This window comes from Pseudomonas sp. JE3303, assembly GCF_056312565.1.
In genome coordinates this window covers 177,105-190,964 of sequence record NZ_JBWGIF010000005.1, presented here as the reverse complement: position 1 = coordinate 190,964, position 13,860 = coordinate 177,105, and the positions used below count along the sequence as shown (strand labels likewise).

Sequence of the window (13,860 nt, the reverse complement as noted above, 5' to 3'; positions counted from 1 at the left end):
CTTTGCCAAGACACCGAGCCCATGACTGAGTCCGTTCTTGACTACATGACCCGCCTGGGTCGCGCCGCTCGCGAAGCCTCGCGGGTGATCGGCCGTGCCACCACCGGGCAGAAGAACCGCGCCCTGCTGGCGGCCGCCGATGCCCTCGACGCCGACCGCGACGCGCTCACCGCAGCCAACGAACTGGATTTGGCCGCTGGCCGTGCAAGCGGCCTGGATGCTGCCTTGCTCGACCGCCTGGCGCTGACGCCAGCGCGAATCGACGGCATGATCACCGGCCTGCGCCAGGTGGCCAGCCTTCCGGACCCGGTCGGTGCCATGCGCGACATGAGCTATCGTCCGTCGGGCATCCAGGTCGGCAAGATGCGCGTGCCGCTTGGGGTAATCGGGATCATCTACGAATCGCGGCCGAACGTGACCATCGACGCCGCCAGCCTGTGCCTGAAGTCCGGCAACGCCACCATCCTGCGTGGCGGCTCGGAGGCGATCCACTCCAACCGCGCGATTGCCGCCTGCATCCAGCGCGGCCTGGCTGTCGCCGGCCTGCCGCCCGCCGTGGTCCAGGTGGTCGAGACCACCGACCGCGCGGCCGTCGGCGCGCTGATCAGCATGCCCGAGCATGTGGACGTGATCGTCCCTCGCGGCGGCCGTGGCCTGATCGAGCGCATCAGCCGTGACGCGCGCGTGCCGGTGATCAAGCACCTGGACGGCATCTGCCACGTGTATGTGGCCGAGCATGCCGACCTGGACAAGGCCTGGAACATCGCCCTCAACGCCAAGACCTATCGCTACGGCATCTGCGGCGCCATGGAAACCCTGCTGGTCGACCAGTGCGTGGCAAGCGACTTCCTGCCCGAGATGGCCCGCCGCCTGTGCGCCAAGGGCGTCGAGCTGCGTGGCTGCGAACGCACCCGTGCGATCATCGAGGCGCTGCCTGCCACCGAAGACGACTGGCACACCGAGTACCTGGCGGCCATCCTGTCGATCCGGGTGATCGACGGCCTGGACCAGGCCATCGAGCACATCAACCACTACGGCTCGCACCATACCGATTCGATCGTCACCGAACACCAGGGCCTGGCCCGGCGCTTCATCGCCGAAGTCGACTCGGCATCGGTGATGCTCAACACGCCGACCTGCTTTGCCGACGGATTCGAGTATGGCCTGGGCGCGGAGATCGGTATCTCCACCGACAAGCTGCATGCGCGTGGGCCTGTTGGCCTCGAAGGCCTGACCTGCGAGAAGTACGTGGTGATCGGTGACGGCCAGCTGCGCGGCCAGGAGTCCTGCTGATTTGACTCAGGCGACCACGCCCGCGCGCGGGGCTGTCCGGCGTGTCGGCATTCTCGGCGGCACGTTCGACCCGGTGCACATCGGCCATCTGCGCAGTGCGCTCGAAGTGGCCGAGTTCATGGCCCTGGACGAGCTGCGCCTGCTGCCGAACGCGCGTCCGCCCCACCGCGATACCCCGCAAGTGGCGGCGCAGGACCGCCTGGCGATGGTCGAGCGTGCGGTCGAAGGCGTCAGTCGCCTGAGTGTCGACGCCCGGGAACTGGCGCGCGACAAGCCCTCCTACACCATCGATACTCTGGAGTCGATCCGCGCCGAGCTCGGGCCCGATGACCAGCTGTTCCTGGTGCTTGGATGGGATGCTTTTTGCGGCCTGCCTGGATGGCACCGCTGGGAAGAGCTGCTGCAACACTGTCACATCCTGGTGCTGCAACGCCCGGATGCCGATGTCGAACCCCCGGACGCGCTGCGCAACCTGCTGGCGGCGCGTTCAGAAAGTGACCCCACGACCCTGCCCGGGCCTGCGGGACACATTTCATTCGTCTGGCAGACCCCGCTTGCGGTGTCGGCCACGCAGATCCGACAGCTGCTGGCCAGCGGCAAGTCGGTGCGGTTCCTGGTGCCGGACGCAGTACTGGCCTATATCGATGCGCACGCCCTTTACCGTGCGCCGAACTGAAGGCGCCAAACGGCGCCTCATCCAAACGAGTTGAACGAGTTTTATATGAAAAAGCAAAACAACATCACTGCCGAAGAACTGGTCGAACTGACCAAGGCAGCCCTGGACGACGTCAAGGCGCAGGACGTACAAGTCATCGACGTGCGTGAAAAGCACAGCCTGACCGACTACATGATCATCGCCACCGGTACCTCCAACCGCCAGATCAGCGCGATGCTGGAAAAGGTGCGCGAGCAGGTCAAGGCCAAGGGCGTGCAGCCGCTGGGCGAAGAAGGCAAGGGTGACAGCGACTGGGTCCTGCTGGACCTGAACGACGTCATCGTGCACATGATGACCGCCGCCGCTCGCCAGTTCTACGACCTGGAGCGCCTGTGGATGGGTGCCGAGCAGAGCCGCGCCGCCGATGGCAAGCACCACAACCCGGATCACGCCCACAGCTACTCCGACAACCTGAAAGACCGGGAATAAGGAAGCGCTGTGCGTCTGCGCCTGATCGCGGTCGGCTCGCGCATGCCCCGATGGGTCGAGGACGGCTGGCATGAATATGCCAAGCGTCTGCCTTCGGAGCTGGCGCTGGAGCTGGTTGAAATCCCGCTGAACACCCGTGGCAAGAACGCCGACGTCGCTCGCCTGATTCGTCAGGAGGGCGAGGCGATGCTGAGCAAGGTGCAACCGGGGGAGCGAATCGTTACCCTGGAAGTCCACGGCAAACCGTGGAGCACCGAGCAGCTGGCGGTCGAGCTCGATCGCTGGCGGCTGGATTCGCGCACTGTCAATTTCATGGTCGGTGGCCCGGAAGGGCTGGCGCCGGAGGTCTGCGCGCGTGCCGAGCAGCGCTGGTCGCTGTCACCGCTGACCCTGCCGCACCCGTTGGTAAGGATACTGATCGGCGAACAGTTGTACCGTGCCTGGACCGTGCTGTCCGGGCATCCTTACCACAAATGAGCCTGTAAGCTTCATGTCGCAGCCGATCCGCCTCAAGGACCACGAGAAAGACGCCCGCCTGGTGCGTAAGCGCGTCGTGGTCGGCGCGGTGGCGATCATGCTGCTGATTTGTGTGCTGATTGCGCGGCTGTATTACCTGCAGGTGATCCAGTACGACTATCACTCCACGCTGTCGGAGAACAACCGGGTGCATGTGCAGCCGATCCCGCCGACCCGCGGGCTGATCTACGACCGCAACGGGGTGATCATCGCCGACAACCGCCCGAGCTTCAGCCTGACCATGACGCGCGAGCGTTCTGGCGACTGGCAGCAGGTGCTGGACGTGATCGTCGAGGTGCTGGAGCTGCCCGCCGACGACCGCGCCCTCTTCGAGAAACGCATGCGCCAGGGGCGCCGGCCATTCGAGCCGGTGCCGATCCTGTTCGAGTTGACCGAAGAACAGATCGCCCGGGTGGCGGTGAACCAGTTCCGCCTGCCCGGTGTGGAGGTCGCGGCCCAGCTGGTGCGACACTACCCGCAGGGCGCGCATTTCGCGCACTCGGTCGGTTATGTGGGACGAATCAACGAGAAAGAGCTCAAGATCCTCGACCCGGTCAACTACAGCGGTACCCACCATATCGGCAAGACCGGCATCGAGCGCTTCTATGAAGCCGAACTGCACGGCCAGGTCGGCTATGAAGAGGTGGAGACCAACGCGCGCGGCCGGGTGCTGCGGGTGCTCAAGCGCACCGACCCGATTCCTGGCAAGGACATCGTCCTGGGCCTGGACATCAAGTTGCAGGAAGCCGCCGAAGCGGCCCTGGCCGGGCGCCGTGGCGCCATCGTCGCGCTCGATCCGCGCAGCGGCGAGGTGCTGGCAATGGTCAGCCAGCCGAGCTTCGATCCCAACCTGTTCGTCACCGGCATCGGTTTCCAGGCCTACGCCGACCTGCGCGACTCCATCGACCGGCCGCTGTTCAACCGTGTACTGCGCGGGCTGTACCCGCCGGGCTCGACCATCAAGCCGGCGGTAGCCATCGCCGGACTGGACAGCGGTGTGGTGACGGCTGGCAGCCGGGTGTTCGACCCGGGCTACTACCAACTGCCCAACTACGACCACAAGTACCGCAACTGGAACCGCAGCGGTGACGGCTGGGTAGATCTGGACCTGGCGATCATGCGGTCCAACGACACCTACTTCTACGACCTGGCGCACAAGATGGGCATCGATCGCCTCTCCAGCTACATGAACAAGTTCGGCCTGGGCCAAAAGGTCTCGCTGGACATGTTCGAAGAGTCGTCCGGCCTGATGCCAACCCGCGAGTGGAAGCGTGCCACCCGCCGCCAGGCGTGGTTCCCGGGCGAGACGCTGATTCTCGGCATCGGGCAGGGCTACATGCAGACCACGCCTTTGCAGATGGCCCAGGCCACGGCGCTGATCGCCAGCAAGGGCAAGTGGAACCGGCCACACCTGGCCAGGACCATCGAGGGCCAGCCTCCCGTGGACGAGGACCCGATCGCCGATATCGTCCTGCGCGACAAGTCGGACTGGGTAAAGGTCACCCATGGCATGGAGCAGGTGATGCACAACGCCCGCGGCACGGCGCGCCAGGCTGCGGCCGGGGCGCAGTACCGCATCGCCGGCAAGAGCGGTACGGCCCAGGTGGTCGCCATCAAGCAAGGCGAGAAATATGACCGCAACAAAGTCCAGGAACGCCACCGTGACCATGCCTTGTTCGTTGGTTTTGCCCCCGCGCAGGATCCGAAGATCGTGGTGTCGGTGATGATCGAGAACGGCGAGGCCGGCGGCCGGGTCGCGGCGCCCGTGATGCGCCAGGTGATGGACGCCTGGATGCTCGACGAAAATGGCCTGCTCAAGGCCGATTTCGTACCTTCAACCGTCGCGCAGGAAAACGCCCCGTGATGAGTAATTTCGATCGCATGCTCTCCAGCGAGGATGTGATGCGCCGGCGCGCCAGCTTCTTGCAGCGCATCCATGTCGACGGCCCCTTGCTGATCCTGTTGCTCGCCCTGGCGGCCGGCAGCCTGTTCGTCCTCTATTCGGCCAGCGGCAAGAACTGGGACCTGCTGCTCAAGCAGGCCAGCTCGTTCGGCCTGGGACTGGTGTCGATGTTCATCATTGCCCAGCTCGAACCGCGCTTCATGGCGCGCTGGGCGCCGGTCGCCTACCTGGGCGGGGTGTGCCTGCTGGTAGTGGTCGATGTCATGGGCCACAACGCCATGGGCGCCACCCGCTGGATCAACATTCCCGGGGTGATCCGCTTCCAGCCTTCGGAGTTCATGAAGATCATCATGCCGGCGACGCTGGCCTGGTACCTGTCCAAGCGGACCCTGCCACCCGACCTGAAGCACGTGGCCATCAGCCTGATGCTGATCGGCGTACCGTTCATCCTCATCGTGCGCCAGCCCGACCTTGGCACGGCATTGCTGATCCTGGCCGGGGGCGCCTTCGTGCTGTTCATGGGAGGCCTGCGCTGGCGCTGGATCCTGACCGCGATCGGGGCAGCGGTGCCAGTGGCGGTGGCCATGTGGTTCTTCTTCATGCATGACTACCAGAAACAGCGCGTGCTGACCTTCCTCGACCCCGAGAGCGACCCATTGGGCACGGGCTGGAACATCATCCAGTCGAAAGCGGCCATTGGCTCGGGCGGGGTCTTCGGCAAGGGCTGGCTGCTGGGCACCCAGTCGCACCTGGACTTCCTGCCCGAGAGCCACACCGACTTCATCATCGCCGTGCTCGGCGAGGAATTCGGCCTGGTCGGCATCTGCGCCTTGCTGCTGCTGTACCTGCTGCTGATCGGCCGCGGGCTGGTGATCACCGCCCAGGCGCAGACCCTCTATGGCAAGTTGCTGGCGGGCAGCCTGACCATGACTTTCTTTGTATACGTGTTCGTCAATATCGGTATGGTCAGCGGCCTGCTACCCGTGGTGGGTGTGCCGCTGCCCTTCATCAGCTATGGCGGAACTTCGTTGGTGACGCTGCTGTCAGCGTTTGGCGTTCTGATGTCGATCCACACGCACCGCAAGTGGATTGCGCAAGTTTGAATAAGGTGAAGAATTTCATGCAAGCAGTGCGTGGCTGGATGGCTCGTTGTGTACCGTGGATCGGTGCGATGGGCCTGTTCGGCGCTGTCCAGCAGGCCAACGCCGGTGACTATGACGGCTCGCCACAGGTGGCTGAATTCGTCGGCGAGATGACCCGCGACTACGGGTTTGCCGGCGAGCAGCTGATGAGCGTGTTTGCCGAAGTACAGCGCAAACAGTCGATCCTCGATGCGATCTCGCGTCCGGCCGAGCGGGTCAAGCCGTGGAAGGACTACCGCCCGATGTTCCTCACCGACGCGCGCATTGCCCGCGGCGTGGACTTCTGGCGCCAGCATGAGGCCACCCTGGCGCGCGCCGAGCAGGAATACGGCGTGCCGGCCCAGGTGATCGTGTCGATCATCGGCGTCGAGACCTTCTTTGGCCGCAACACCGGCAACTTCCGGGTGCTCGACGCACTGTCGACCCTGGGCTTCGACTATCCGCCGCGCGCCGACTTCTTCCGCAAGGAATTGCGTGAGTTCCTGCTGCTGGCCCGCGAGGAACAGCTCGACCCGCTCACGCTCAAGGGTTCGTACGCGGGCGCCATGGGCCTGCCGCAGTTCATGCCCAGCAGCTTTCGCGCCTACGCCGTGGACTTCGACGGTGACGGCCACATCAACATCTGGAACAACCCGGACGATGCCATCGGCAGCGTCGCCAGCTACTTCCAGCGTCATGGCTGGGTGGGCGGCGAGGCTGTGGTCAGCCGCGCCACGGTGCGCGGCGAGCGTGTCGACGAGGGCCTGAGCCCTGGTATCGATGCGGTCAAGACCGTCGCAGAGTTGCGGGCACTGGGCTGGTCGAGTCATGATGCGCTGCGCGATGATCTGCCGGTGACCGCCTTCCGTCTCGAAGGCGAAAATGGCCCGGAATACTGGCTCGGCCTGAAGAATTTCTACGCGATCACTCGCTACAACCGCAGCGTGATGTACGCGATGGCGGTACATCAGCTATCGGACCTGCTGGTTCAAGCACGGGGCGTCAAGTAATGCGCGTACTGTTCAACACTTCCTCTTTCAAGCTGCTGGCCTGCGCCGCCGCCGGTCTCGTTCTGGCCAGCTGCTCCAGCACCCGCGCGCCGCAGACATCGCAGCAGCAGGGCTCTGTCGTACGTGCCCAGCCGGGCCTGGACATCAACCGGGCCCACAAGGACGGCGCGCCGTGGTGGGATGTCGATGTCACGAAGATCCCCGATGCCACGCCGACCGTGCATACCGGCAACTACAAGGCCAACCCTTATACCGTGCTGGGAAAGACCTACTTCCCCATCCAGGACTCGCGCAACTATCGCGCCGAGGGCACGGCGTCGTGGTACGGCACCAAGTTCCATGGCCAGAATACCGCCAACGGTGAGGTCTACGACCTCTACGGCATGAGCGCGGCGCACAAGACCCTGCCGCTGCCGGCCTATGTGCGGGTGACCAACCTGGACAACAACCGCGTGGTGGTGCTGCGGGTCAACGACCGCGGGCCGTTCTATTCCGATCGGATCATCGACCTGTCCTACGCAGCGGCCAAGAAGCTCGGCTACGCCGAAAGCGGCACCGCCCGGGTGCGCGTCGAGGGCATCGACCCGCAGCAGTGGTGGGCCCAGCGGGGCCAGGCAGCACCGATGGTCCTGCAACAGCCGCAGGTAGCCCAGACCAAGCCGCTGCCAGCCACCACCGGCCGCGTCGAACAGTGGACCCCGCCACCGCAGCAGCACGCCGCGGCCGTGGTGCCGGTGCAGGTTGCCAGCAACAACGCCATCGGCAACAGCGGTGGCCTGTTCCTGCAGGTTGGCGCCTTCGCCAACCCGGATGCCGCTGAGCTGCTGCGTTCCAAGCTCAGCAGCATGGTCAGTGCGCCGGTGTTCATCAGTTCCATCGTGCGCAACCAGCAGACCCTGCACCGCGTGCGCCTGGGGCCGATCAGCAGCCAGGGCGAAGCCCAGCAGATGCAGGACAGCGTGCGCCTGGCCAATCTTGGCCAGGCCAAGGTGGTCACGGCGGACTGACAGAGAGCTGTCGGTTTTGTCATGTAGCGGGTAACGCGCCCATGTACAATGGTCGTTTTGCCCGCAAGGCCCCGGCCTGTTAACTTTTTGCCCATGAGGGCATGAGCCCATTAGCCATTTCGAGAGACGGATGAACATCACCTCCTTTGCCAAACGCCTTTGCCTGCTTGTACCGCTGATGATCACCCCTGCCGCGTTCGCGGCAGAGCAGATGATGCCGTCGCCGCCGCAACTGGCAGCCAAGTCCTACGTGCTCATGGAAGCGTCCAGCGGTAATGTCCTGGTCGAGAACAATGGTGACGAGCGTCTCCCGCCGGCCAGCCTGACCAAACTGATGACCGCCTACATCGCCACCCTCGACATCCGTCGTGGTCAGATCGGCGAGAACGACCCCGTTACCGTCAGCGAAAACGCCTGGCGCACCGGTGGCTCGCGGATGTTCATCAAGGTCGGCAGCCAGGTCAGCGTGAGCGACCTGCTGCACGGCATCATCATCCAGTCCGGCAACGACGCCAGCGTGGCCCTGTCCGAGCACATCGCCGGCAGCGAAGACGCCTTTGCCGACATGATGAACAAGACCGCCGCGGACCTGGGCATGAGCAACACCCACTTCATGAACCCGACCGGCCTGCCGCACCCCGAGCACTACTCCTCGGCGCATGACATGGCGGTACTGGCTCGCGCGATCATCGACGAGGATCCGGCTCACTATGCGATCTACTCGCAGAAAGAGTTCTACTGGAACAACATCAAGCAGCCCAACCGCAACCTGCTGCTGTGGCGCGACAAGACCGTCGACGGCCTGAAGACCGGCCACACCGACGAGGCTGGCTACTGCATGGTGTCCTCGGCCGTGCGAGACGGCATGCGCCTGATCGCCGTGGTGTTCGGCACCAACAGCGAACAAGCGCGCGCTGCCGAAACCCAGAAGCTGCTGACCTACGGTTTCCGCTTCTTCGAAACCCAGACCTTCTACCAGAAAGGTACCGAGCTGACCCAGGCCCAGGTCTGGAAGGGCGCGACCAACGTCATCAAGGCCGGCCTTGCCGACGACCTGAGCATGACCATGCCCAAAGGCCAGCTCAAGCGCCTGGCTGCCAACATGATGCTCAACCCCCAGCTGACCGCGCCCATCGCCAAAGGTGACGTGATCGGCAAAGTCGAAGTCAAACTCGATGACAAGGTTGTCCACAGCGCTGACCTGATTGCCCTGGACGGCGTCGAGGAAGCTGGTTTCTTCGGCCGTATGTGGGATAGCATCCGCCTGTTCTTCTACGGGTTGTTCAACTGATACGTGACCTGCCGCGCCCCCGCCTTGTTCTGGTGGGGGCGCCGTTGTTGCCACGGCTTACGAGGCCGTTACTGCCATGAGCGAAGCTGACGTCAAGTCGCATAAAATCGAATTCCCCTGCGCCGATTATCCGATCAAGGTGATCGGTGACACCGTTGTAGGTTTCAGGGACACGGTGATCGAGATCCTGAGCAAATACGCCCAGGTCGACCTGAGCACCCTGGCCGAGCGTCAGAGCAAGGAAGGCAAGTACACGACGGTGCAACTGCACATCGTTGCCACCGGCGAAGACCAGCTGCACAACATCAACAGCGCCCTGCGCGCGACCGGCATCGTCAAAATGGTGCTGTGATGCCTGTTACCCTCGGCTTTCGCGATCTCGGCCAGATGCCATACGAGCCGGTGCTGGCGGCCATGCGCCGCTTCACCGACCAGCGTACGGCCGAGACTGGCGACGAAGTCTGGCTGGTGGAACACCTTCCGGTGTTCACCCAGGGCCAGGCGGGCAAGGCCGAGCACTTGCTGATACCGGGCGAGATCCCGGTGGTGCAGACCGACCGGGGCGGCCAGGTGACCTATCACGGTCCCGGGCAGCTGGTGGCCTATCTGCTGCTCGATGTACGCCGGCTGGGTTTTGGCGTGCGCGAGCTGGTCAGCCGCATCGAGCGCAGCCTGATCGGCTTGCTGGCAAGTTTTGACGTCGAGGCCGCGGCCAAGCCCGATGCGCCCGGCGTGTATGTCGATGGGGCGAAGATCGCTTCCCTCGGCCTGCGGATTCGCAACGGCTGTTCGTTCCACGGCCTTGCCCTGAACGTTGACATGGACCTCGCGCCATTTCGCCGAATCAACCCCTGCGGGTATGCGGGGCTGGCCATGACCCAGCTGCGCGATCAGGCAGGGCCGATCGATCTTTCCGAGGTCAGGACAAGGCTGCGCGGACAGCTGGTCAAGCACCTCGACTATGCTGAGCAGACGACCCTCACGGGCGGAATCGACTGAATATGACTATTGTGCAAGAAGCCGTGCCTAACCTGATACCGACCCAGGATGTCTCCCCACGCCCGGCCCCGCGGCCGAAGGTCGAGGCGGGCGTCAAACTGCGGGGCGCCGACAAGGTAGCCCGGATCCCGGTAAAGATCATTCCCACCGACGAGCTGCCGAAGAAGCCAGACTGGATTCGCGTGCGTATTCCGGTCTCGCCTGAAGTCGACCGCATCAAGCAACTGCTGCGCAAGCACAAGCTGCACAGTGTGTGCGAGGAAGCCTCCTGCCCGAACCTGGGCGAGTGCTTCTCTGGCGGTACCGCGACCTTCATGATCATGGGCGACATCTGTACCCGCCGCTGCCCGTTCTGTGACGTCGGCCACGGCCGGCCGAAGCCGCTGGACCTGGACGAGCCCAAGAACCTCGCCGTCGCCATCGCCGACCTTCGCCTCAAGTACGTGGTGATCACCTCGGTGGACCGCGACGACTTGCGCGACGGTGGTGCCCAGCACTTCGCCGACTGCATCCGCGAGATCCGCGCCCTGACTCCTGGCATCCAGCTGGAGACACTGGTGCCGGACTACCGCGGGCGCATGGACGTGGCCCTGGCCATTACGGCCCAGGAGCCGCCGGACGTGTTCAACCACAACCTTGAAACCGTGCCGCGCCTGTACAAGGCCGCGCGCCCGGGTTCGGACTACCAGTGGTCGCTGACCTTGCTGGAGAAGTTCAAGGAGCTGGTGCCGCACGTACCGACCAAGTCCGGCCTGATGCTCGGCCTGGGCGAGACCGACGAGGAAGTGATCGAAGTGATGCAGCGCATGCGCGAGCACAACATCGACATGCTGACGCTCGGCCAGTACCTGCAGCCTTCGCGCAGCCACCTGCCGGTGCAGCGCTTCGTGCACCCGGACACCTTCGCCTGGTTCGCCGAGGAAGGCTACCGGATGGGCTTCAAGAACGTCGCGTCCGGCCCGTTGGTGCGTTCCTCGTACCACGCCGACCAGCAGGCGCATGAGGCTCGGATCAAGCTCTGAGCCTTTGTGGGTTGACGATGCCGATGCGCGCCGTGAGGCGGCATCGGCATTTTTGTTTGCAGAGGGAAACAAAAGAATGAACAACGCCTGTCCAGCCAACCTGGATTCACGCTTGCCGGGGCCACTGCCGCATCACGCACGCTTTGCCATCATCGCGCCCGCTGGCCCCGCACGGCTGGATGCGGAGCGGGCCCGGGAATGGTTCGAGAGCCGGGGTTATCACTGCGAGCTGATGCCCGGGGTTAGCCAGGCCCAAGGCTACCTGGCCGGGTCCGACGAAATCCGCCTGCACGACCTGCACGCCGCCTTCGCTGATCCGCGGATCGACGCGATCCTGTGCATGCGCGGCGGGTACGGCAGCATGCGATTGCTGGACAAGATCGACTTCGAGCTGCTTCGGCGCAATCCCAAGCCGCTGATTGGCTATAGCGATGTCACGGCGCTGCACACGGCTATTGCCCGGCACGCCGGTTTCATTACCTTCCATGGCGCGATGCTCAATGCCGACCTGCTGGGAGAGAAGCTCGAGCCTACGCTTGGCTCGTTGCTGGCGCAGCTGCACGGACGCCTTGGCAACGGCAGTGTGCTGCAGCATCCTCCAGCTTATCCGCTGAGCGAAATACTGCCCGGCACGGCAAGCGGCCGTTTGATGGGTGGCAATCTGTCCATGCTGGCGGCAACCCTGGGTACGCCGGGGGAGGCAAGCCTCGCGGGCTGCATCCTGTACATGGAGGACATCAACGAGCCGTTGTACCGGATCGACCGGCTGCTGACCCAATTGCGGCTGGCGGGCAGGCTTGCTGGAGTGCGCGGAGTGCTGGCAGGGGATTTCGCGGGGATAACGGTCGAGGCAATGACGCCATTGCTGCAGGATATCTTCGGGCCGCTGGGCGTGCCCGTCCTGGCTGGGTGGCGCAGTGGGCATTGCAATCCGAACCTGTGTTTGCCGCTTGGGGCACAGGTTCGGTTGGACAGCAGTGCGGGGACCCTGACCCTGGAACAGGATCTCTTCAGGCTCTAAAGCCAACGCCGTCCCCGTGTAGGAGCGGCCTCGTGTCGCGAAATGAGGGCGTAGCCCTCACCCAGGCGCAAAATAGCCGCGTTGTGCGATGGCAGCAGGGGACACCGCATGCAGTCCGATACCCTTGCAGCGCTCTGCGATTCTGGGGCCGCTTCGCGGCCCTTTCGCGACACGAGGCCGCTCCTACACGGGGGATCGAGGTTCTAGGGCTGGCGCAGGCTCTCGAGCAACTTGTGCGTCGGGTAGCCATCCGCTGGCCAACCCAGCGCTTGCTGCGCCGCGCGGATCGCCTTGCGGGTATTGGCGCCGATGATGCCGTCGGCGTTGCCGGCCTCATGCCCGCTGGAGTTGAGCAGACTCTGCAGCTCCATGCGCTCGCTGCGGCTCAACGGCAGGTCGTCCTTGGGCCAGGCACCTGCGATGTAGCCCCAGTTGGAGAACCGGTCACCGAGCAGGCTCACCGCCAATGCGTAGGACGACGAGTTGTTGTACTTGAGAATCGCGCGGAAGTTGTCGAGCACCAGGAACGCCGGGCCCCGCGCGCCAGCCGGCAGCAACAGGGCCGCGGACAGTTGGCCGCTGCCGTCGGGCAGGCGGGTGCCGGTGGGCATCTTCAGGCCCAGCTGCAGCCACTCGTTGACCGTCTTGCGCTGCACGCCATCGGCCAGGAAGAAGTCGAAGCCCGGTGCCAGCTGTACTTCGAAGCCCCAGGGCTCGTTGCTTTTCCAGCCCGAGCTTTGCAGGTAATGAGCGGTCGAGGCCAAGGCGTCGGCGGTGCTGTTCCAGATATCGCGACGGCCGTCGCCATCAAAATCGACTGCATGGGTGTCGTAGGTCGTCGGGATGAACTGCGTCTGGCCCATGGCGCCGGCCCACGAGCCGCGCATGGCCTCGGGCTGGATATCACCGTTCTGCAGGATCTTCAGCGCGGCCAGCAACTGGTCGTGCGCGAAGGTCGGCCGACGGCCTTCGTAGGCCAGGGTCGCCAGCGAGCGGATGACTGACTTGTTGCCCTGGAACTTGCCGTAGTTGCTCTCCATGCCCCACACCGACACCAGCACCTGGCGGTCGACGCCATAGCGTTGCTCGATGCGGGTCAGCAGCTCGGCGTTCTCTTCCAGCAGGGCCTTGCCCTGGCGCACGCGCAGTGGCGAGAGAGCGCCGTCAAGGTATTCCCACACCGGACGGGTGAATTCTGGCTGGCTGCGATCCGCCTTGATCACGTCCATGTCGGGCGTGATGCCCTGGAAGGCATGGTCGAAGAGGCTGGCGTTGATACCGGCCTGCAAGGCTTGCTGGCGGAAACCGTCCTGCCACTGGGCGAAGGTCTGCGCAGGCTGGATGTCGGTACTGACATCGGACACGGGGCTGGGCAGGGGCACGGCTGCGGCGGGCTGGGCTGAGGCCAGCGGGAGAGCGTCGGCGGCGGTAGGTTTTTCCGCGCAGGCGACGAGCAGGATGAGGCTGGAGGCCGCGATCAGCTGGCGAGGTTGCCAGCGCTGGGAAAGACGAAGGGGCATGCACAGGTCCAGG

General features: G+C 64.5%; 14 protein-coding genes. 13 read left to right on the top strand and 1 reads right to left on the bottom strand.

Going from position 1 to position 13,860, the window contains the following annotated elements; all coding sequences use genetic code 11:
* Nucleotides 1-21 precede the first annotated feature (21 nt).
* The 13 genes from AC0ZZU_RS09210 to AC0ZZU_RS09150 all read left to right on the top strand — a co-directional run bounded on the left by AC0ZZU_RS09210 (nt 22) and on the right by AC0ZZU_RS09150 (nt 12,327).
* A complete protein-coding gene (locus tag AC0ZZU_RS09210; RefSeq protein WP_476340228.1) occupies nt 22-1,293 on the top strand; it encodes a glutamate-5-semialdehyde dehydrogenase in 1,272 nt (423 codons plus the stop codon).
* Nucleotide 1,294: 1 nt separating this feature from the next.
* Nucleotides 1,295-1,969: a nicotinate-nucleotide adenylyltransferase gene (gene nadD / locus AC0ZZU_RS09205; RefSeq protein ID WP_476340227.1), complete on the top strand. Its 675-nt coding sequence runs from the start codon at nt 1,295-1,297 to the stop codon at nt 1,967-1,969.
* Nucleotides 1,970-2,014: 45 nt separating this feature from the next.
* Entirely contained in the window at nt 2,015-2,437 is a 423-nt protein-coding gene (gene rsfS, locus AC0ZZU_RS09200; protein WP_158460617.1) for a ribosome silencing factor, read from the top strand.
* Between the two features lie 9 nt (nt 2,438-2,446).
* Nucleotides 2,447-2,914 carry a 23S rRNA (pseudouridine(1915)-N(3))-methyltransferase RlmH gene (rlmH, locus tag AC0ZZU_RS09195; protein WP_158460618.1) on the top strand — a complete coding sequence of 156 codons (468 nt, stop codon included), beginning with the start codon at nt 2,447-2,449 and terminating at the stop codon, nt 2,912-2,914.
* 13 nt (nt 2,915-2,927) lie between these two features.
* The gene (gene mrdA / locus AC0ZZU_RS09190) at nt 2,928-4,817 is read left to right on the top strand and encodes a penicillin-binding protein 2 (RefSeq protein ID WP_476340225.1); all 1,890 of its coding nucleotides are present in this window, start codon (nt 2,928-2,930) and stop codon (nt 4,815-4,817) included.
* A 38-nt stretch (nt 4,818-4,855) separates the two neighbouring features.
* Nucleotides 4,856-5,959 (top strand): rod shape-determining protein RodA, encoded by a 1,104-nt coding sequence (gene rodA, locus AC0ZZU_RS09185; protein WP_191622568.1) that lies wholly within the window; start codon nt 4,856-4,858, stop codon nt 5,957-5,959.
* Between the two features lie 17 nt (nt 5,960-5,976).
* Entirely contained in the window at nt 5,977-6,987 is a 1,011-nt protein-coding gene (gene mltB, locus AC0ZZU_RS09180) for a lytic murein transglycosylase B (RefSeq protein WP_476340223.1), read from the top strand.
* On the top strand, nt 6,987-7,994 hold the full coding sequence (locus AC0ZZU_RS09175; protein ID WP_476340222.1) for a septal ring lytic transglycosylase RlpA family protein: 1,008 nt from the start codon (nt 6,987-6,989) through the stop codon (nt 7,992-7,994). The genes mltB and AC0ZZU_RS09175 overlap by 1 nt, the downstream gene beginning before the upstream one ends.
* Before the next feature lie 130 nt (nt 7,995-8,124).
* The gene (locus AC0ZZU_RS09170; RefSeq protein ID WP_476340220.1) at nt 8,125-9,285 is read left to right on the top strand and encodes a D-alanyl-D-alanine carboxypeptidase family protein; all 1,161 of its coding nucleotides are present in this window, start codon (nt 8,125-8,127) and stop codon (nt 9,283-9,285) included.
* A 76-nt stretch (nt 9,286-9,361) separates the two neighbouring features.
* Nucleotides 9,362-9,637 carry a DUF493 domain-containing protein gene (locus tag AC0ZZU_RS09165; RefSeq protein ID WP_476340218.1) on the top strand — a complete coding sequence of 92 codons (276 nt, stop codon included), beginning with the start codon at nt 9,362-9,364 and terminating at the stop codon, nt 9,635-9,637.
* Nucleotides 9,637-10,284 carry a lipoyl(octanoyl) transferase LipB gene (gene lipB, locus AC0ZZU_RS09160; RefSeq protein WP_476340216.1) on the top strand — a complete coding sequence of 216 codons (648 nt, stop codon included), beginning with the start codon at nt 9,637-9,639 and terminating at the stop codon, nt 10,282-10,284. Before AC0ZZU_RS09165 ends, lipB begins: the two co-directional genes overlap by 1 nt.
* Before the next feature lie 2 nt (nt 10,285-10,286).
* Entirely contained in the window at nt 10,287-11,306 is a 1,020-nt protein-coding gene (lipA, locus tag AC0ZZU_RS09155) for a lipoyl synthase (RefSeq protein ID WP_158460626.1), read from the top strand.
* Between the two features lie 76 nt (nt 11,307-11,382).
* A complete protein-coding gene (locus tag AC0ZZU_RS09150; RefSeq protein WP_476340214.1) occupies nt 11,383-12,327 on the top strand; it encodes a S66 peptidase family protein in 945 nt (314 codons plus the stop codon).
* Between the two features lie 203 nt (nt 12,328-12,530).
* On the opposite strand, the gene AC0ZZU_RS09145 is transcribed toward AC0ZZU_RS09150, so the two are convergent.
* A complete protein-coding gene (locus AC0ZZU_RS09145) occupies nt 12,531-13,847 on the bottom strand; it encodes a lytic murein transglycosylase (protein ID WP_476340213.1) in 1,317 nt (438 codons plus the stop codon).
* Nucleotides 13,848-13,860: the final 13 nt, after the last annotated feature.